The sequence below is a fragment of the Pseudoduganella sp. GW821-FHT05F09 genome (assembly GCF_059419605.1).
On record NZ_JBWKSD010000006.1, the window covers coordinates 281,073 to 299,633 of the forward strand.

At 65.2% G+C, this 18,561-nt stretch carries 15 protein-coding genes; 5 read left to right on the plus strand and 10 right to left on the minus strand.

The genetic code is table 11. From position 1 onward, the window contains the following. Positions 1-70: 70 nt before the first annotated feature. The 5 genes from lysS to AC07S4_RS21010 all read right to left on the minus strand — a co-directional run bounded on the left by lysS (position 71) and on the right by AC07S4_RS21010 (position 4,456). A complete protein-coding gene (gene lysS / locus AC07S4_RS20990) occupies positions 71-1,603 on the minus strand; it encodes a lysine--tRNA ligase (RefSeq protein ID WP_494988499.1) in 1,533 nt (510 codons plus the stop codon). A gap of 17 nt (positions 1,604-1,620) precedes the next feature. Beyond that, a complete protein-coding gene (locus AC07S4_RS20995; protein ID WP_494988500.1) occupies positions 1,621-2,295 on the minus strand; it encodes an HAD family hydrolase in 675 nt (224 codons plus the stop codon). Next, a protein-coding gene (gene prfB, locus AC07S4_RS21000; protein ID WP_494988501.1) for a peptide chain release factor 2 occupies positions 2,296-3,400 on the minus strand; the annotation gives its coding sequence in 2 pieces (ribosomal slippage) (positions 2,296-3,318 and positions 3,320-3,400; 1,104 coding nt in all). Between the two features lie 163 nt (positions 3,401-3,563). Beyond that, positions 3,564-4,133: a hypothetical protein gene (locus tag AC07S4_RS21005; protein WP_494988502.1), complete on the minus strand. Its 570-nt coding sequence runs from the start codon at positions 4,131-4,133 to the stop codon at positions 3,564-3,566. A gap of 71 nt (positions 4,134-4,204) precedes the next feature. After that, entirely contained in the window at positions 4,205-4,456 is a 252-nt protein-coding gene (locus AC07S4_RS21010) for a hypothetical protein (protein ID WP_494988503.1), read from the minus strand. A gap of 183 nt (positions 4,457-4,639) precedes the next feature. Here AC07S4_RS21010 and AC07S4_RS21015 point away from each other — a divergent pair, with 183 nt between their 5' ends. Beyond that, on the plus strand, positions 4,640-6,670 hold the full coding sequence (locus AC07S4_RS21015) for a bifunctional 2',3'-cyclic-nucleotide 2'-phosphodiesterase/3'-nucleotidase (protein WP_494988504.1): 2,031 nt from the start codon (positions 4,640-4,642) through the stop codon (positions 6,668-6,670). Continuing rightward, positions 6,667-7,647, plus strand: a complete 981-nt coding sequence (locus AC07S4_RS21020; protein WP_494988505.1) for an alpha/beta hydrolase — start codon at positions 6,667-6,669, stop codon at positions 7,645-7,647. Before AC07S4_RS21015 ends, AC07S4_RS21020 begins: the two co-directional genes overlap by 4 nt. Positions 7,648-7,663: 16 nt before the next feature. Here the strand turns inward: AC07S4_RS21020 and AC07S4_RS21025 are convergent, their stop codons facing one another. Continuing rightward, on the minus strand, positions 7,664-8,464 hold the full coding sequence (locus tag AC07S4_RS21025; protein ID WP_494988506.1) for an alpha/beta fold hydrolase: 801 nt from the start codon (positions 8,462-8,464) through the stop codon (positions 7,664-7,666). Between the two features lies 1 nt (position 8,465). Next, positions 8,466-9,776, minus strand: a complete 1,311-nt coding sequence (locus tag AC07S4_RS21030) for an O-acetylhomoserine aminocarboxypropyltransferase (protein ID WP_494988507.1) — start codon at positions 9,774-9,776, stop codon at positions 8,466-8,468. Between the two features lie 175 nt (positions 9,777-9,951). Between AC07S4_RS21030 and AC07S4_RS21035 the strand changes: the two genes are divergently transcribed. Beyond that, positions 9,952-10,407, plus strand: coding sequence for a CBS domain-containing protein (locus tag AC07S4_RS21035; protein WP_161074802.1), 456 nt, complete (start codon positions 9,952-9,954; stop codon positions 10,405-10,407). A 48-nt stretch (positions 10,408-10,455) separates the two neighbouring features. Here the strand turns inward: AC07S4_RS21035 and AC07S4_RS21040 are convergent, their stop codons facing one another. Then, a complete protein-coding gene (locus tag AC07S4_RS21040) occupies positions 10,456-12,717 on the minus strand; it encodes a GGDEF/EAL domain-containing response regulator (protein ID WP_494988508.1) in 2,262 nt (753 codons plus the stop codon). A 250-nt stretch (positions 12,718-12,967) separates the two neighbouring features. Between AC07S4_RS21040 and aroC the strand changes: the two genes are divergently transcribed. Beyond that, positions 12,968-14,071 carry a chorismate synthase gene (gene aroC / locus AC07S4_RS21045; protein WP_494988509.1) on the plus strand — a complete coding sequence of 368 codons (1,104 nt, stop codon included), beginning with the start codon at positions 12,968-12,970 and terminating at the stop codon, positions 14,069-14,071. Positions 14,072-14,114: 43 nt separating this feature from the next. Further along, complete coding sequence (locus tag AC07S4_RS21050) at positions 14,115-15,257, plus strand: MFS transporter (protein WP_494988510.1); 1,143 nt, start codon at positions 14,115-14,117, stop codon at positions 15,255-15,257. Positions 15,258-15,281: 24 nt separating this feature from the next. On the opposite strand, the gene AC07S4_RS21055 is transcribed toward AC07S4_RS21050, so the two are convergent. Beyond that, the gene (locus AC07S4_RS21055) at positions 15,282-16,778 is read right to left on the minus strand and encodes an HDOD domain-containing protein (protein WP_494988511.1); all 1,497 of its coding nucleotides are present in this window, start codon (positions 16,776-16,778) and stop codon (positions 15,282-15,284) included. After that, positions 16,775-18,478: a putative bifunctional diguanylate cyclase/phosphodiesterase gene (locus AC07S4_RS21060; protein WP_494988512.1), complete on the minus strand. Its 1,704-nt coding sequence runs from the start codon at positions 18,476-18,478 to the stop codon at positions 16,775-16,777. The genes AC07S4_RS21055 and AC07S4_RS21060 overlap by 4 nt, the downstream gene beginning before the upstream one ends. Between the last annotated feature and the right edge of the window lie 83 nt (positions 18,479-18,561).

Genomic DNA, 18,561 nt, shown 5'->3' on the forward strand with positions numbered 1-18,561 from the left:
AAAAGCCGCCGGACTTCGCAGTCCGGCGGCTTTTTTTGCGCCTGGAAGGGGCGCGAGCCCCCTCGGAAGTTTAGTCTTCCTTGCGCAGGTGCGGGAACAGCAGCACGTCGCGGATGTTGGGCGAGTCGGTGATGATCATCATCAGGCGGTCGATGCCGATGCCGCAGCCGCCGGCCGGCGGCATGCCGTATTCCAGCGCGCGGATGTAGTCCGCGTCGTAGAACATGGCTTCGTCGTCGCCCGCTTCCTTGGCCGCAACCTGCGCCAGGAAGCGCGCCGACTGGTCTTCCGCGTCGTTCAGCTCGGAGAAGCCGTTGGCGATCTCGCGGCCCACCATGAACAGCTCGAAGCGCTCGGTGATGCCTTCGCGGGTGTCCGAAGCGCGCGCCAGCGGCGACACTTCAACCGGGTAGTCGATGATGTAGGTCGGTTCCCACAGCTGCGACTCGGCGGTTTCTTCGAACAGCGCCAGTTGCAGCGCGCCCAGGCCCGAGTGCGCGTGCGGCTTCACGCCGAACTTCTTCAGTTCCGCCTTGATGAATTCCGCGTCGTTCAGCTGCGCGTCGGTGTAGCCCGGCGCGTACTTGTTGATCGCTTCCACGATGGTCAGGCGGTGGAAAGGCTTGGCCAGATCCAGCTCGCGGCCGCCGTAGGTTAGGGTGGCGGTGCCGTGCGCGTCGACGGCGGCCTGGCGGATCACGGCTTCGGTGAAGTCCATCAGCCATTTGTAGTCGGTGTAGGCCGCGTAGAACTCCATCATCGTGAATTCAGGGTTGTGACGGATCGACACGCCTTCGTTGCGGAAGTTGCGGTTGATCTCGAACACGCGGTCGAAGCCGCCCACCACCAGGCGCTTCAGGTACAGCTCGGGCGCGATGCGCAGGTACATCTGCATGTCCAGCGCGTTGTGGTGCGTGATGAAAGGCTTGGCCGCGGCGCCGCCTGGAATGGTGTGCAGCATCGGCGTTTCCACTTCCATGAAGTCGTTCTTCTCCATGAAGCGGCGGATGGACGACATGGCGGCGGTGCGGGCCTTGAAGGTGCGGCGCGTCTCTTCGCTCATGATCAGGTCCACGTAGCGCTGGCGGTACTTGGTTTCCTGGTCGGCCAGGCCGTGGAACTTGTCCGGCAGCGGGCGCAGCGACTTGGTGATCAGGCGCAGTTCGGTGACCTTGATGGTCAGCTCGTCGGTCTTGGTCTTGAACAGCGTGCCGGTCACGCCCAGGATATCGCCCAGGTCGTAGTGGTGCAGGGCGGCCATGGCCGCTTCGCCGGTCAGGTCCAGCGTGGCGTAGATCTGGATGCGGCCGTCGGCCTTGGCGCCGGAGGCGTCCTGCAGCGTGGCGAAGGCGGCCTTCTTGCCGGCTTCGCGCTTCAGCATCATGCGGCCGGCCAGCACCACGGTCACCGGATCGGTTTCCAGTTCTTCGCGGCTCTTTTCGCCGTACTGGATGTGCAGGTCGGCGGCCTTGTGCTGCGGCTTGAAGTCGTTCGGGAAGGCGACGCCCTGCTCGCGGATGGCGGCCAGCTTGGCGCGGCGCTCGGCGATGATTTTGTTCTCGTCTTGCGGGGCGGCTGCTTGTTCTTGGATATCCGTAGTCATGATTTTTATTTGGTAGATTAATTAATTTCGGCTGCAAACAGCTCGGCGATATTCAGCTCGCTGAAGTCGCGCGCCACGCAGATCACGTTGTCGAATTCTGCAAACGCGCTGGCCGGCAGGGTGGTTGTCAGGACCACCGCGCGCATGCCGGCGCGGCGGGCCGCTTCCACGCCCAGCGGCGCGTCCTCGAACACGATGCAGTGCTCGGGCGCTACGCCGCAGCGCTCGGCGGCCAGCAGGAACACGTCCGGATTCGGCTTGCCGCGCGCCACGTCGGCCGCGCCCACCACGGCATGGAAGTGCTTGCGCAGGTCCAGGCCGTCCAGCGTGAAGACGATGTTGTCGTTCGGCGCGGCGGTGGCCACGGCCAGCGCCACGCCGTCCGCCTGGGCGGTGGCGATCAGCTGGTCGAAGCCGGGCACCGTTTCCAGGTGCGGACCGTACAGCTCGCGGTACAGCGCTTCCTTCTCGGCGTCCAGCTCGGCGCTGGCTTCCCTGGTCAGATGGTCGCCCATGTACAGGCGCATGATCTCGTGGCCCTGGCGGCCTGCGGTGTCGCGGAAGAAGGCGTCCGCGTCCAGCGCGCGGCCGCGCCGTTCGAAAAAGGCCAGCCACGACTTGGTGTGGAAGGCCATGTTGTCCACGATGGTGCCGTCCATGTCGAAGATGAACGCGCGCGATGCCTTGCTCATTTAGACGCCTTGCTTGAGGGATGCGGAAATGAACTCGTCCAGGTCGCCGTCCAGCACGCCCTTGGTGTTGCCCGTCTCGAAACCGGTGCGCAAGTCCTTGATGCGGGACTGGTCCAGCACGTAGGAGCGGATCTGGTGGCCCCAGCCGACGTCGGTCTTGGAGTCTTCCAGCTTCTGCTGCTCGCTCATGCGCTTGCGCAGTTCCAGCTCGTACAGCTTGGCCTTCAGCATGTCCATCGCCTCGGCCTTGTTGCGGTGCTGCGAACGGTCGTTCTGGCACTGCACCACAATCCCGGACGGGCCGTGCGTCAGGCGCACTGCGGAGTCGGTCTTGTTGATGTGCTGGCCGCCGGCGCCGGACGCGCGGTAGGTGTCGATGCGCAGGTCGGCCGGGTTGATCTCGATGTCGATCGAATCGTCCACTTCCGGGTACACGAACAGCGACGTGAACGAGGTATGGCGGCCGTTGGCCGAGTCGAACGGCGACTTGCGCACCAGGCGGTGCACGCCGGTTTCCGTGCGCAGATAGCCGTAGGCGTGGTCGCCCTCGACCTTCAGGGTGGCGGTCTTGATGCCGGCCACCTCGCCGTCGGACTGTTCCATCACCTCGACCTTGAAGCCCTTGCGTTCGCAATAGCGCAGGTACTGGCGCAGCAGCATGGAGGCCCAGTCCTGGGCCTCGGTGCCGCCGGCGCCGGCCTGGATGTCGATGAAGCAGTTGTTCGGGTCCATCGGATTGTTGAACATCCGGCGGAATTCCATGCCTTCGATGACGGTCTTGATTTCCTCGGTGTCGGCGATGACCGCTTCCAGCGTGTCGTCGTCGCCTTCTTCCTTGGCCATGGCGAACAGGTCGGCCATGTCCTTCAGGTCGGCGTCGGCCTTGGTCAGCGTATGGACGATGGCTTCCAGCGACTTCTTCTCGCGGCCCAGGTCCTGGGCGCGTTTCGGGTCATTCCAGACGGTGGGGTCTTCCAGTTCTTCGTTTACTTGTTCGAGCTTCTCTTCTTTGACAGTGAAGTCAAAGATACCTCCGAAGTTCGGCTTCGCGGGTCGTCAGATCGGCGAGCAGGGCGGAGAGGGCGTTGATGCGTTCGGCTTCCATGATCTTCTAGTCTTTTAGTGGTGTAATCAAACCTTGGATTATACCCTAGAGGACGCATGCCCTTACAGCGCCAATTCGCAGGCACGGGGCCTTGCCGCCGTGCCGAAGCGCGAATGGCATCAGATGGTTTCTTTGGTTCGCATTTGCATGATACGCTCCTTGTCTAGTTGGCAATTAAAATTAGTGTATACCCTTGGCCCGGCAGCAGGAGCACGTTATGCTGCGCCAACTCCCAGCGCACTTTCCGGCCGCCGCCGGGTACCGGCTTGGGATTGCATTTCTCCATGCCGTTGGCGATCAGGCGCACCCGGTAGCCGGGCGAGATCTCCGTCTCGATCACCGCGCCCTTGATAAAGCGGCTGATGGTGGCCGAAATAAAAGGTTCGGCATGCATGTCCTGCACCGTCACGTAGGTGCGCTCAAGGCGTATCGTGTGCTGGCCGGGTTTCAGGTAGTCCTTGAGGTTGACGCTGACGGTCAGCTGTTCGCCCTGCGCACTGCGGCGGCCGCTCAGCTCCAGCACCGGCTCCACCCTGTCGCCATCCAGCGTAAATGACAGCAGTTCCGCTGCAGCGTCGGACTCTATGGTCTGGACGAACAAGTAATTGCTGCAGTCCGGCGCCAGATGCACATCCGCGCACATGGTGTTGGTGACCATGACGGAACTGCCGTCGGTCTCCATGTGGTAGCTGATCTTGAAATCGTCCAGATAGTAGCTGTGCCGCTTCTCCATCAGGGATTCGACGAGGGCGGCGGTGGCCGCTGCGCTCTGATCGGTCAGCAGGCGCGACAGCAGTAGCCTGGTCAGCGCTTCCCATTTGTCCTGGAATTCCTTCTTTCCAGGAATTGCTTCGAACGCAGGATGGCGGCACAGATCCCCGCGCCGAAAAAGGTCGCGCCGGCCTTGGCCGCGTGGCTGGCGTATTCCGGCGCCAGCCAGCTCACCCTGGACTCGCCCAGCACATAAGCGAATGCCCCCGCAAGCACGATGCCCAGCACCATGTGCTCTTTGACGGGCTCGACTAAGACCCGGTTGGCTAGCGTTATCAGGCTCATGACAGCCCCTTTTTGTGCACCTCATGATGTCAGTTTGGCACACCGCGCGGCCGGTTTTGCGCACAAGTGCGGATCGCTTGATTCATGCCGAACAGCGCGAAGAACTGCGGAACTATTGCGAGCGGACTGGGCGGCGCGTATGATCGGTCGCTTCTGAAACAGTTGCTTTTGATGCACGCCGCCATGCGCCGACTTCTGCCTTGCCTCGTTTTTCTGCCATTGGCTGCCTGCGGTTCCCTGGCGCCCCAGGCCCAGGTGCCGGACGGCGCGCGCGCCACGCTGGCCTTGCTGGAGACCTCGGACCTGCACGCCAATGTGCTGAGCTACGACTACTACAAGCTGGCGCCCGACGCCTCGCTGGGCCTGGAACGCACTGCGACGCTGATCCGGCAGGCGCGCGCGGAGTTCCCCAACAGCATGCTGCTCGATAACGGCGACACCATCCAGGGCACGGCGCTGGCGGACTACCAGGCGCTGGCCGCGCCGCTGCCTTGCAGCGAAACGCTGGCGGTCTACAAAGCCCTGAATTTGCTGGGCGTGGAGGGCGGCGGCCTGGGCAACCATGACTTCAACTACGGCCTGCCCTATCTGAGCCAGGTGACCGGCGCGCGTTTCGACGTGGACGGGCTGGACCCGGCCGCGCCGCGCTGCGCCGGTGCGGCTTTCCCGCTGGTGCTGGCCAATATCTACAGCACCAGGACCAGGCAGCCGCTGTTCCAGCCCTACACCATCATCGACAAGCGCATCACCGCTAACGGCGCCGACGGCAAGCCGGTGCAGGCGGTGCTCAAGGTGGGCCTGATCGGCTTCACGCCGCCGGGCATACTGGGCTGGGACAAGCGTTGGCTGGAAGGGCGCGTGTACGCGGAAGGCGTGCGCGAGTCGGCCCTCAAGTACGTGCCGCAGATGCGCGCGCAGGGCGCCGACATCGTGGTGGCCATCCTGCACGGCGGCCTGGACGGCGCGCCGTACACGCCGCAGATGGAGAATGCGGGCCTGTACCTGGCCCAGGTGCCGGGCATAGACGCCATGCTGCTGGGCCACGCGCACGAGGCCTTCCCGAATGCGGCCAGCACGTCCGCCCCGTTCAACCTGCCCGGCGTGGACAAGGCCAGGGGCACGGTGCACGGCGTGCCGGCCGTGATGGCCAGCCTGTGGGGCAAGCATCTCGGCGTGATCGGCCTGCACCTGCAGCGCGAGGGCCGGCGCTGGGTGGTGGACAAGGACCGCACCACGGTGGAGGCCCGCAGCACCGTCAGCACGGCCGGCACGGGCGCTGCCGGCGCGAAGCGCTACGTGGAGGCCGATCCGGCCATCGCCCCGCTGGTGGCGGCCGAGCATGCGGCCACCATCCGCTATGTGCAAACGCCGCTGGGCACGACCGACTTCCCCATGACCTCCTACTTTGCGGACGTGGGCGATGTGAGCGCCGTGCAGGCGGTGAACGAAGCGCAGGCGGCCTACCTGGCTGCCTATGTGCGCGCCAACCTGCCGCAGTATGCGCAGTTGCCGGTGCTGTCGGTCTCGGCGCCGTTCAAGTCCGGCGCGGCCGGGCCGGGCGACTACACCGACGTGAAGCTGGGCGCCATCGCCCTGAACAACGCGGCCGATTTGTACCTGTATCCGAACACGCTGTCCGGCGTCAAAGTGGACGGCGCGGGGCTGAAAGCCTGGCTGGAGAAAGCCGCCAGCCGTTTCAACACGATAGACCCGGACAAGGCCGCGCCGCAGGAGCTGGTGAATCCCGGCTTCGCGGGCTACAACTTCGACATGCTGAGCAGCCCGGACGTGAGCTACCGCATCGACGTGACGCGTCCGCAAGGCAGCCGCATACAAAGCCTGAGCTTCCAGGGCAAGCCGGTGCAGCCGGGCCAGGAGTTCCTGGTGGCGACCAATAACTACCGCGCCTCCGGCGGCGGCTCCTTCCCCGGCGTGGACGCGCGCAGCACCATTTTTTCGGCGCCGGACGCCAACCGGGACGTTCTGATCGCCTACATCCAGCGCACCAAGACGCTGCTGCGCGCCACCCACGGCGCGGCGCGCAGCTGGCGCTTTGCCCCCGTGCGCACCAAGGGGCCGGTGGTGTTCCACTCGGCGCCGGGCAAGCTAGAGCTGGCGCGTGCTGCGGGGCTGGAGAATATCACGCAGCTGCAGGCGGACGACGGCGCAGGCAAAGGGCTGGCGCTGTACGGCATAGACTTGTCGCGGCCATGAAGCGCAAATCCATACTCCTGGCCTGCGTTGCGCTCAGCCTGGCCTCGGCTTGCGCGGCGGCGGAATATGCGGCCTTGCCGCGCGCCGTCACGCTGTCCACGCCCAGCGGCGACGTGCAAGGCACGCTGCTGGTGCCGCTGCCGCTGGGCTGCAAGCCGGTTGCGCTCATCATCTCCGGCTCCGGGCCGACCGACCGCGACGGCAACAGCAAGCTGCTGCCCGGCGCGAACAACGGCCTGAAGATGCTGGCCCAGGCGCTGGCGCAAGCGGGCATTGCCAGTGTGCGCTATGACAAGCGCGGCATCGGCGCCAGCGCGCGCGCCGGCGCAAGCGAAGCGCAGCTGCGCTTCGAGACCTACAGCCAGGATGCAGCAGGCTGGGTGCACCAGCTACAGCGGGAAGGCCGCTATTCGTCGGTCACGGTGATAGGCCACAGCGAAGGTTCGCTGATCGGCATGCTGGCTGCGCGCGCGGCGAAGGCGGACGGGTTTATTTCGCTGGCGGGCCCGGCGGAGCGTGCCTCGCAGCTGCTGCGCCGGCAGCTCGACTCCAAGCTGCCGGCAGAGCTGGCGCTAGCCAACGACAGGATTCTGTCGGTGCTGGAAAGCGGCAAGCGCCCGGCCGCGCTGCCGCCTGAGCTACAGGCCATCTACCGCCCGAGCGTGCAGCCCTATATGGTTTCGTGGTTCAAATACATTCCGTCCCAAGAGTTTGCCAGGCTGCGCATGCCGGCGCTGATCGTGCAGGGCACGACCGATATCCAGGTTGGCGCCGAACAGGCCGCGCTGCTGCACAAGGCGAATCCGGCAAGCCGTTTGCTGATGGTGGATGGCGCCAACCATTTGCTCAAGCAGGTGCCGGCCGATACAGCCCAGCAGATGGCCTCCTACTCCAACCCGGTCCTGCCGCTGGCGCCGGCCGTGAGCGGCGCGGCCATAGACTTCATCCAGGGACTGCCCCAGCGGGCTTGCCGCTGAGGCGTCCCCGGCGCGGCTAGCGCAGGAAGGCCACCAGCGCGTCCAGCACGGCGTCCGGCTGCTCTGCCATCATGGAATGGCCCGCGTCGACCTGCACCACCCGGCCATGCGGGATGGCGGCGGTCAGCAGTCTGGTGGCCTTCGGCGGCGTCATCATGTCCTTGGCGCCCAGTATGAACAGGGTGGGGCAGCGCACCGCCTGCGCTGCCGCTTCGCCGTTGGCGTAGGCGTTGCAGGCGTAGAAGTCCGTATAGAACAGCTGCGCCGGATTCAGTGCCGACATGCGCTGCATCAGCCGCTGCGCGCCGCCCATGACGGAAAAGCCCGGGCCGGGACAGGACGGCTTCTGCGCCATGCCGGAATGCGAGTAGATGTTGACCATGTCGATGGCCGCCTGCTCGTTGTCGCGCGAGGTGTTCAGCAGCGCGTCGGATACCTTCATCGGATAGGCCGTTCCCAGCAGGGCCAGCTTGGCCACCCGCCCGGGCGCGCGCTGCGACAGTTCCAGCGCGATCAGGGAGCCCATGCTGTGGCCCGCCAGCGCGGCCTGCGCCACGCCGGCCGCGTCCAGCACCGCCAGCAGCCAGTCCGCCATCTCCTCCACGCTGCGCTTTGCCGCGCCCTTGCTGCGGCCGTGGCCGGGCAGGTCGACCGCCAGCACGCCATAGCCGTGGTGCGCCAGGTAGCGGCTTTGCAGCGCCCATACCGAATGGTCGTTCTGCGCGCCGTGGATGAAGACCACCGTAGGGAGGACGGGATCGAAGGTTTTTCCGCCGGTGTAGCAGTACGCTGCCGCGCCATCAATTTCGAACTGCATCTCAGCCTCCCTTCTGCGACAGCTTGAGACCGCGCGCCAGGTCTTCGAGCAGGTCGTCCGCGTCCTCCAGGCCGACGGACAGACGCATGGTGCCTTCCGCGATGCCGGATGCCGCCAGCTGATCGGCGGGCACGCGGAAGTGCGTGGTGGACGCCGGATGTATCACCAGCGACTTGGCGTCGCCCACATTGGCCAGGTGCGAGAACACGCCCAGGCTGTCGGCAAAGCGCCGGCCGGCGGCGCGGTCGCCCTTGATGGTGAAGGTGAACACGGCGCCGCAGCCCTTGGGCAGCAGGGTCTTGGCCAGTTCGTAGTCCGGATGCGACTCCAGTTCGGGATAAGACACCGACTCGACCGCCGGATGGGCCAGCAGGAACTCCACCACCTTGCGCGTGTTGGCGACGTGGCGCTCCATGCGCAAACCCAGCGTCTCTATGCCTTGCAGAACGGCGAAGGCGTTGTGCGGACTCATGACGGCGCCAAAGTCGCGCAGGCCTTCGCGGCGCGCGCGCAGCGCAAACGGCGCCACGGTGGACTCTTCGGCGAACACCATGCCGTGAAAGCCGTCATACGGCTCGCACAGCTCGGCAAAGCGGCCGGTCTGGTCGTAGGCGGCCTGCCAGTCGAAGGTGCCGCCGTCCACCAGCAGGCCGCCGATGGCGGTGCCGTGCCCGCACAGGAACTTGGTGGCGGAGTGGAACACCAGGTCGGCGCCGTGGTCGAAGGGCTTGAGCAGATACGGCGTGGTGAAGGTGGAGTCCAGCATCAGCGGCAGATGGTGTTCATGCGCCAGCGCGGCCACGGCGGGCACGTTCAGCACGTCCAGGCCCGGATTGCCCAGCGTTTCAGCGAACAGCACCTTGGTTTCGGGACGGATGGCGGCGCGCCAGGCGTCGATGTCGCGCGGATCGACGAAAGTGGTTTCGATGCCGAAGCGTTTCAGCGTGTAGCCCAGCAGGTTGTGCGAGCCGCCGTACAGCGCGCGCGAGGCCACGATGTGCGAGCCGGCGCCTGCGATGGTGGCCAGGCCCAGGTGCATGGCGGCCTGCCCGCTGGCGGTGGCGATGCCCGCCACGCCGCCTTCCAGTGCGGCGATGCGTTCCTCGAGCACGGCGTTGGTGGGGTTGGAGATGCGCGAATAAACATGGCCGGCGCGCTCCATATTGAACAGCGCCGCGGCGTGGTCGGAATCGCGGAAGGCGAAGGAGGAGGTGAAGTGGATGGGGGTTGCACGTGCGCCGGTGGCCGGGTCGGGCGCGGCGCCTGCGTGCAGGGCAAGCGTATCGAAGCCAGGGTAGTGGGGACCGCTCATGGATGTCTCGTTATGGTTATTGAGGTGGCAAGATCCTACCGCGATTCGGCTGGCAGCAACAGCGTGCAATATTTGATATTGCGCAATACTGGATTTTTTGCCGGGCATACGCTACATTCGCAGTAAGGCTTACAATAACTACAAAACCCCATTCACACGGACAGGACGGCCCAAAATGAAAGTCTCCGAAATTCTGCAAGTCAAAGGCAATATCCTCTACACCATCACGCCTGATCAGCCGCTGGCCGACGCCGCCACGACGATGGCGGAGAAGGATATCGGTTCGCTGGTGGTGATGGAGTTCGGCGATCTGGTCGGCATGCTGACCTTCCGTGAAGTGCTCAAGGCGCTGCATGAGAACAAAGGCTCGGTGGGCGGCGGCACGGTGCGCAAGCACATGGAAGACCATCCGATCACCGTGACGCCGGATACCGAAGTGAACGAAGTGCGCCGCATCATGCTGGAAAAGCACGCGCGCTATCTGCCGGTGATGAATGCGAAAACGCTGCTGGGTGTGATCTCGTTCTACGACGTGGCGCGCGCGGTGCTGGAGCAGCAGAGCTTCGAGAACCGCATGCTGAAAGCGTATATCCGCGATTGGCCGGCCGAGGAAGAACAGCCGGCGGACTAAAACCGGCTCCCCAAATAAAAAACGCTATCTCCGGATAGCGTTTTTGTTTTATGCGACGCCTTCGAGCGCGTCGTTGCTGAGCCATCCGTTGAGGGCGTCCGCCGTCATCGGGCGGGCGAACAGGAAGCCTTGCGCCAGCGGGCAGCCCAGCGCTTGCAGGATCTGCGCCTGGCGCTCGTCTTCCACGCCTTCCGCAATCACCGCCAGGCCGAGGTTGCGGCCCAGCTGTATCACCATCTCGGCGATGCTGCTGCCGCGCGCCGAGCCGGTGATTTCGGTGACGAAGGCGCGGTCTATCTTCAGCCGGTCGATCTGCAGCCGCTGCAGATAGGACAGCGACGAGAAGCCGGTGCCGAAATCGTCTATCGCGATGCTGACGCCGGTCTGCTTGATCTGGCCCAGCATCTTGATCAGCAGGTCCGGCTCTTCCATCGCCATGGATTCGGTAATCTCCAGCTCCACGAACTCCGGCGGCGCGCCGGTGTCGGCCAGCGCGCGGCGCAGCATTTCAAGGAAGTAGGGATGGCGGAACTGCACCTGCGATACGTTGATCGACATGGTGAAGTTGTCGTGGCCGGCGGCGCGCAAGGTCACCAGTTCGCGGCAGGCGGTGCGCATGACCCACTCGCCCAGGTCGATAATCAGGCCGGAATACTCGGCAATCGGAATGAAGCGGTCCGGCGAGATGAATTTGCCGTCCGGCGTCTGCCAGCGCAGCAGCGCCTCGGCGCCGACCGGGCGGCGCGTGACCAGGTCGATCTGCGGCTGGTACACCACGAACAGCTGGTTCTGGCTGAAGCCGGTGCGCAGCGCATGCATCATGCGCACCCGCTCGCGGATCTCCACGCCCATGCTGCGCGAGAAGTAGAAGTGGCCGGCGCGCTGCTGGGTCTTGGCGCGCTTCAGGGCGATGTCGGCGTCCTTCAGCGCGTCGGCGCCGGTGCCGTCATGCTCGCCCAGGCGCACCAGGCCCAGCGTGGCGGACAGCTGCACGTCCTGGCCGTCTATGCTGAACGGAATCTGGAACAGCGCCAGTATCATGGCCGGATTGACTTGCGCGGCGTCGCCCAGCACGCAGAAGATGTCGCCGCCGATGCGCGCCACCGTGAGCTGCTGGCCCAGGTTGGTCTGCAGGCGTTCGGACACGGCCAGCAGCAGCATGTCGCCGAACTGGTGGCCGAGGGCGTCGTTGGTTTCGGCGAAATGGTCCAGGTCCACCAGCGCCAGGCTGGCGTCCTGCTTGGCCGGGCCGGCCAGCGCCGCGTCCAGGATTTCCACCAGGCGGGTGCGGTTGGGCAGCTTGGAGAGCTGGTCGTAAAAGGCCGCGTTGTGCAGGTGGGACACCAGCTCCACATTGTCCAGGCCCACCGCCACGTTGCTGCAGAAGACTTCCAGCAGCCTTTCCTCGATCTCGCTGATGGGCCGGTCCACCAGCAGGTACGCCACGAAGGCGCGGCTGGCCTTGCCTGCGAAGTACAGCGTGATGGCGCCGTTGCCGTAGTGGTTGCGGCGCTCGTCCAGCGTGCGTTCCATGGCTTCGGCCACGCGCTGGTCGTTGCCGCTGGTGACCTGCAGACCGTCCAGGTGGGCAAAGCTGCCGGCGGCGGCCATGGCCATCAGCTCATGGCAGCCGCCGTCCGGACATTCCTGCACGCACAGCACGCCGTGCGCCGGCTGGCGCAGCAGCGAGGCGATTTGCGCCAGCACGCCGGCGGCGAAGTTGTGCACGCCGTGCAGCGACATCAGCTCGGTGCTGGCGTGGACGATCTGGTCCAGGCCGCGCCGGCTGTTGCTGATCTTGCGGATTTGTTCGTAGGAGCGTATCGCCGCCGTGACGGTGGTGAACAGCTTGATGCGGGTCAGCTCGGACTTGGTCTTGTAGTCGTTGATGTCGTAGTCGCGGATGGCGTCGATTTCCGGCGCGTAGCCGGGCTGGCCGGTGCGCAGGATGATGCGCACGTCGGCCAGTTTCAACGTTTCGCGGATGTAGCGCACCAGGTGCAGGCCGGCGTCGTCCTGTTCCATCACCACGTCGAGCAGGATGACGGCGATGTCTTGCTCATGCTTGAGCATTTCGCGGGCCTGGCTGGCGGAGTAGGCGTGCACGAATTCCAGCGGCCGCTGCTGCATGTCCAGGTTGCCGAGCGCGAAGGTGGTGGTCGAGTGGACGTCTTCGTCGTCGTCAATAATCATCACGCGCCAGACCTCGCGGTTGGCGTGCGCCGCCGGCTCGGCCGGATGTTCTTCTAAGAATACCAGATCGTCTTGATCGTCCTTGTTTTGGTCAAGGGGCGTGATCGGTGCGGGCATGTGTCGCTTCTCCAGATATCTCGGTGTTCTTGGTTCAAGTATATAGCGAATTGTTAAAGAGAACGATCATTTCAGCGCTTTCCCAGTACCAATAACGACATTTTATCGTTATGGCAAGCGCATTGTTAAATTTGGATTTATATATTGCAAGTTTTAGTACTTGTACGTACTGTTTTGGCATGATTGCCACGGGCAGGGCGGGGGACTGGTAGAATTGAAGGATTCCCTCAGTCCACTCATACTTCTACCTATGTCCGGCAACTCCTTTGGCAAGCTGTTTTCTGTAAGCACTTTCGGCGAATCGCATGGTATTGCGATCGGTTGCGTAATTGACGGCTGCCCTCCGGGCTTGGCGCTGAGCGAGGCCGATATCCAGCCCGAACTGGACCGCCGCAAGCCGGGCACCTCGCGCCACGTAACGCAGCGCCAGGAGCCGGACCGCGTGGAGATCCTGTCCGGCGTGTACCAGGGCGTGACCACCGGCACGCCGATCGCGCTGCTGATCCGCAATGAAGACCAGCGCAGCAAGGACTACGGCAACATCACCGAAAGCTTCCGTCCCGGCCATGCGGACTACACCTACTGGCACAAATACGGCGTGCGCGACCCGCGCGGCGGCGGCCGCTCGTCGGCGCGGCTGACGGCGCCCATCGTGGGCGCGGCGGCGGTGGCCAAGAAATGGCTGCAGCAGCAGTACGGCACGGTGTTCAAGGGCTGCATGAGCCAGCTGGGCGACATTCCGGTGCCGTTCGAGGGCTGGGAGCATGTGCCGAACAATCCCTTCTTCGCCGCCAGCGGCGACGCCGCGCTGATCGCGCGCATGGAAGACGCAATGGATGCGCTGCGCAAGGACGGCGACTCCATCGGCGCGCGTATCGACGTGGTGGCGCAGAACGTGCCGGTGGGCCTGGGCCAGCCGATTTACGACAAGCTGGACGCCGACATCGCCTACGCCATGATGGGCATCAACGCCGTGAAGGGCGTGGAGATAGGCGCGGGCTTCAAATCGGTGGCGCAAAAAGGCACCGAGCACGGCGACGAGCTGACGCCGCAGGGCTTTGTCGGCAATAACGCCGGCGGCGTACTGGGCGGCATTTCGACCGGGCAGGACATCACCGTGTCGATCGCCATCAAGCCCACGTCGTCGATCCGCACGCCGCGCCGCTCCATCGACAAGGAAGGCAATCCGGTCATGGTGGAGACCTTCGGCCGCCACGATCCCTGCGTGGGCATCCGCGCCACGCCGATCGCCGAAGCCATGCTGGCGCTGGTGCTGATGGACCACGCCCTGATGCACCGCGCCCAGTGCGGCGACGTGCGCGTGGCCACGCCCGATATCGCGCGCGGCCAATAAACATCACCCGGCCTTTCCCGCGCAAGCGGGGAGGACCTGCACCATGCCTACCCAGTTCTTCAGCTTCGGCTCCTTCCTGTTTTTCTATTACGCCCACGCGGGCACTTTCTCCACCTACGCCAGCCTGTTCTTCGCGGACAAGGGCATGACGGTGGCGCAGATCGGCGTGCTGATGTCGCTGATCCAGGTGCTGCGCATATTCGGCCCCAACCTGTGGGGCTGGGTGGCCGACCATACCGAGCGCCGCGTGGTGGTGCTGCGCATGACCGGCCTGGCCGCGCTGACGGCCTTCTCCGGCTTCTTCATCGGCACCACCTTCGCCCACTTCTTCGCGGCCATGGTGCTGCTCAACCTGTTCACCAGCGCGCAAGGCCCGATCTGCGAGGCGCTGATGCTGTCCGAGATGCGCGGCGACCTGACGCACTACGGCCGCATCCGCCTGTGGGGATCGGTCGGCTTCATCATCGCCACCATGCTGACCGCCTACGCCCTGGACTACTGGGGCACGCGCGCCTTGCCGTGGGCTGCGGGCGCGCTGCTGGTGTGCGTGATCGGTGCGGCCTTCCGCATGCACGAGGTGCCGCGCGTGCAGCACGCCGGACCGCGCCCGGCGCTGCTGGCCGTGCTGCGCCAGCGCGAGGTGCTGGCCTTCTTCGCCTCCACCGCGCTGATGGTGTCCGCCCACACCTCGCTGTACACCTTCTATTCGCTCTATCTCGAGCGCGCGGGCTACAGCAAGACGGTGATCGGCGCCATGTGGTCGACGGGCGTGGTGGCGGAAGTGCTGCTGTTCTATTTCCAGGCGCCGCTGCTCAAGCGCTGGGGCGCGCAGCGCATGCTGATGCTGGCGTTCGCGGCGGCGGTGCTGCGCTTCATCATGATAGGCGCGGGCGCGCACTGGCTGGCGCTGCTGGTCCTGGCCCAGCTGCTGCACGCGGCCACCTTCGCGCTGCACCATTCCTCGTCCGTGCTGGCCATGCAGCGCTGGTTCGCCGGGCCGCTGCAGGCGCGCGGGCAGGCGCTGTACATCAGCATTTCGTATGGGGCGGGCGGCACGCTGGGCGGCCTGGGACTGTCGCAGTGCTGGGAAAGGCTGGGGGCGGAATCGGTCTACTACGTGGCGTCAGCCCTGGCTGCGGGCGCCGCCGGTGCGGCGGCGCTATCGTTCCGCTGGCAGCGCCGCTAGCGCCCCCAGCTCCACCGGCGTGGCTCAGGCCACGCGGTTGCCGACGGTTTCCAGGTGCAGGCGGCGCTCGACGGCTTTCACCACCAGGGCGCGCATGTCGTTGAGCAGGCTGAATTCGGTCTGGCTGAGCTGGATGGGCGGGAAGGATTCGTCCCAGTCGCCGTAGATAAAGCCGGCCGGCTGCGAGTTCGACTGCAGCGGCAGGATGACGAAGCTGCGCGCTTCGGACAGGGTGGACTTCCACCAGCCCGGCAGCTTGGTGGCGAATTTCGGGTCGCGCGCATTTTCAATGAAGATCACGCGGTCGCTATTGAGCGCGGCGTGGAAGACGTTGGGCTCATAGGCTTCGTTGAACACCATTTCGCCCAGCTTGTCCTTGACGCCTTCGCCAAAGCACATCTTGGCGGCGTAGCGGCCCTCGCGGTGGTTGCGCACAAAGGCCACGGCGCGCGAGAAGTCCAGTCCCTTGTACACCGTCTCGAGCGCGATGGACACCATCTGGCCCGGGCTGGCTGAGTCGACCAGGTCGCGCATATCGGACAGGCCGCTGAGCAGGATGTTGTTGCCGGCGGCGCGCTGGCGCGTCTTGGCCAGCGCCTTGGCGCGGCGTTCGGCTGGCTTGGACAGTGGCGCGATGGACAAGTCGTTGGCCGCCACTTCCTTGGCCCGTTCTATGGCCTCGCCCATTTTTTCGGCGTCCACGCCCAGCATGCCGGAGTAGCTTTCAGTGATGCGCTTGACTTCCTCGGCGCCGGCTTCGTCGTCGTGCCACAGCGCGTCCGCGCAGCGGGCCGACATGGTGGACAGGCCGGCTATCCAGTCCGCGTGGCTGACTTCCTCGCCCCCGGTGGCCGGCGCCACGCTGCGCATGCCGCTGATCAGGTTCTTCGGCAGGCCCCAGTGGGCGGCGGCTGCGCTGCCCACTTCTTCCATGCTCAGGCCCAGCACCTGCATGGCGGCGTCGTTTTCCTTGTCGATGCCGGCCAGCTTCTGCATTTCGCTCCAGCGCTCGGGCATGTAGAAGGTGATCATCATGCGGCCCAGCGTGTGCAGCAGCGAGCACACCACGGCTTCTTCGGCGTGGCGGCTGTTGGCGCTGGTGGCCACCTGCTGCGCCACCATGCCGGCCAGCACGGCCTTTTCCATTTCGATATGGGCGCAGGAGGAACCGGCCACCGAATCGGTCGAGGTGGCGGACAGTTCTTCAATCAGCTTGAGGCCCAGGGCCAGGTGGCCGATGGCTTCCGTGCCCAGCACCAGCACCGCCTTGCTGACGGTGTTGACGTGCTGGCCGAAGGCCGAATACATGCCGCTGTTGGCCAGGCGCAGTACTTTCTGTGTCAGGACAGGGTCCGACAGCACCGTCTGCGTCATGTTGAAATCGCTCTCGTCCTCGCCGCGCATGGCGCCCAGGATGGCGGAAATCGCCTTGGCGAAGCCGGGCATGTCGCCCTGCATGCGGGTGCGGTCCCACAGCAGGGACAGGGTCTTGGCGCCGTCGGCTGTCTGCGCCTGGTTCATGCCTGCACCTGCCTCGTGTCCGGTCTCGCGTCCAGCCTGGTCTCCTGCGGCACGAGATTGGCGTAAGTGCGCTCGCGCAGGGCCGCCATGGCCACATGGGCGGCCATGGGCTTGCCGGTGAGGTAGCCCTGGATGTACTGGCAGCCGCGCTCCTGCAAATGGGCCAGCTGCTCTTCGGTCTCCACGCCTTCGGCCACCACGGACAGGTCCAGGTGCTTGGCCAGGTCCAGCACGGCGTTGCAGATGGCGCCGTCCTTCTGCGAACCGGGCAGGTCGCGGATGAAGGCGCGGTCGATTTTCAGCACGGAGATGGGGAAGCGCTTCAGGTAGGCCAGCGAGGAATAGCCGGTGCCAAAGTCGTCGATGGCGATGCGCGCCTTGCGCTCCGCCATCCGGGTCAGGATCGTTTCGGCGTGGGCCGGATCGATCATCAGCGTGCCTTCTGTAATTTCTAGTACCAATTGCTCACCTGGGAGGCCGGAGAACGCCATGGCGTCGTCCAGTACGTCGAGGAATTTATCGTTGCGGAATTGCCTAGGGCTAATGTTAACAGAAATATACAATGGCCGCTTGGCAACCTCCTCGAACTGCCTGAGCTGCACGCAGGCGGCCTTCAGCGCCCAGGCGCCGAGCAGGTTGATGAGGCCGTTGGTTTCCGCAATCGGAATAAAGCGCACCGGCGGCACCATGCCCAGGGTAGGGTGCTTCCAGCGCATCAGCGTTTCGAAGCCTTCGATCTCGCGCGTGCGCGCGTCCACGATGGGCTGGTAGTACAGCATGAACTCGCCTTCGCGCACGGCCTGGAACATGGCCGCTTCCAGCGAAATGTCGTGCTCGGGCGGGCCGCTCAGGCGGGCGCTGTAGACCACGCAGCGCGCCTTGCCGGTTTCCTTGGCGCGCGACATGGCGGCGTCGGCCAGGGCCACCAGCCGCACTTCGTCTTCGGCGTGCTGCGGATAGACCGACACGCCGACCGAGGCGCCGAGGTAGATGGTGTGGCTGTCGATTTCAAACGGCGCCTGCAGCGTGGCCAGCAGGCGGCCCGTGACCAGCTTGATCTGGGCTTCGGTGGCGGTGCCGGGCAGCACGGCCACGAACTCGTCGCCGCCCACGCGGGCCAGGGTGTCCGAGTCGCGCAGCGTCTTGCGCAGGCGCGCGGCGGCCATGCGCAGCACGGCGTCGCCCACCGGGTGGCCGAGGCCGTCGTTGACTTTCTTGAAGCCGTCTATGCCCACCGTCGCCACCGAGAAGCCCTGGCCGGAACGGCGCGCCTGGGCTATGGTCATGCGGATGCGGTCGGACAGCAGCAGGCGGTTGGGCAGTTCGGTCAGCGCGTCATGGGTGGCCATGTGGCGCAGGCGTTCTTCGGTGGCTTGCTGGGCGGTGAGGTCGCGGCCCACCACCAGGATGCCGGGTGCGGGGCCGCCCTGGCCGTACACGGACAGGCGCAGTTCAAACCAGACTTCGCTTTGCTCGCCGCTCAGCCGTACTTCGACGCAGGTGGCCGTGGCCGACTGGACCAGTTCGGCCAGCGCCGCCTTCAGCGCCGGCTGGTCTGTTTCGCTGGTGAGGGAGGCCAGGGTTTTGCCGTCCAGCTCCAGGCCCGCCAGCGTTTGTGCGCGCTGGCTGGCAAACAGCACCACGCCTTGCAAATTGAGCCGGAAAACGACATCGCCAGCCTCCTCTATGAGGCTGTCCATCTCGTTGTGGCTGGCGCGCAGGGGCAATGATGGGGCACTGGATAGCATTGTGTCAGTCTATCTTTCAGAACTATTGTTGCAAA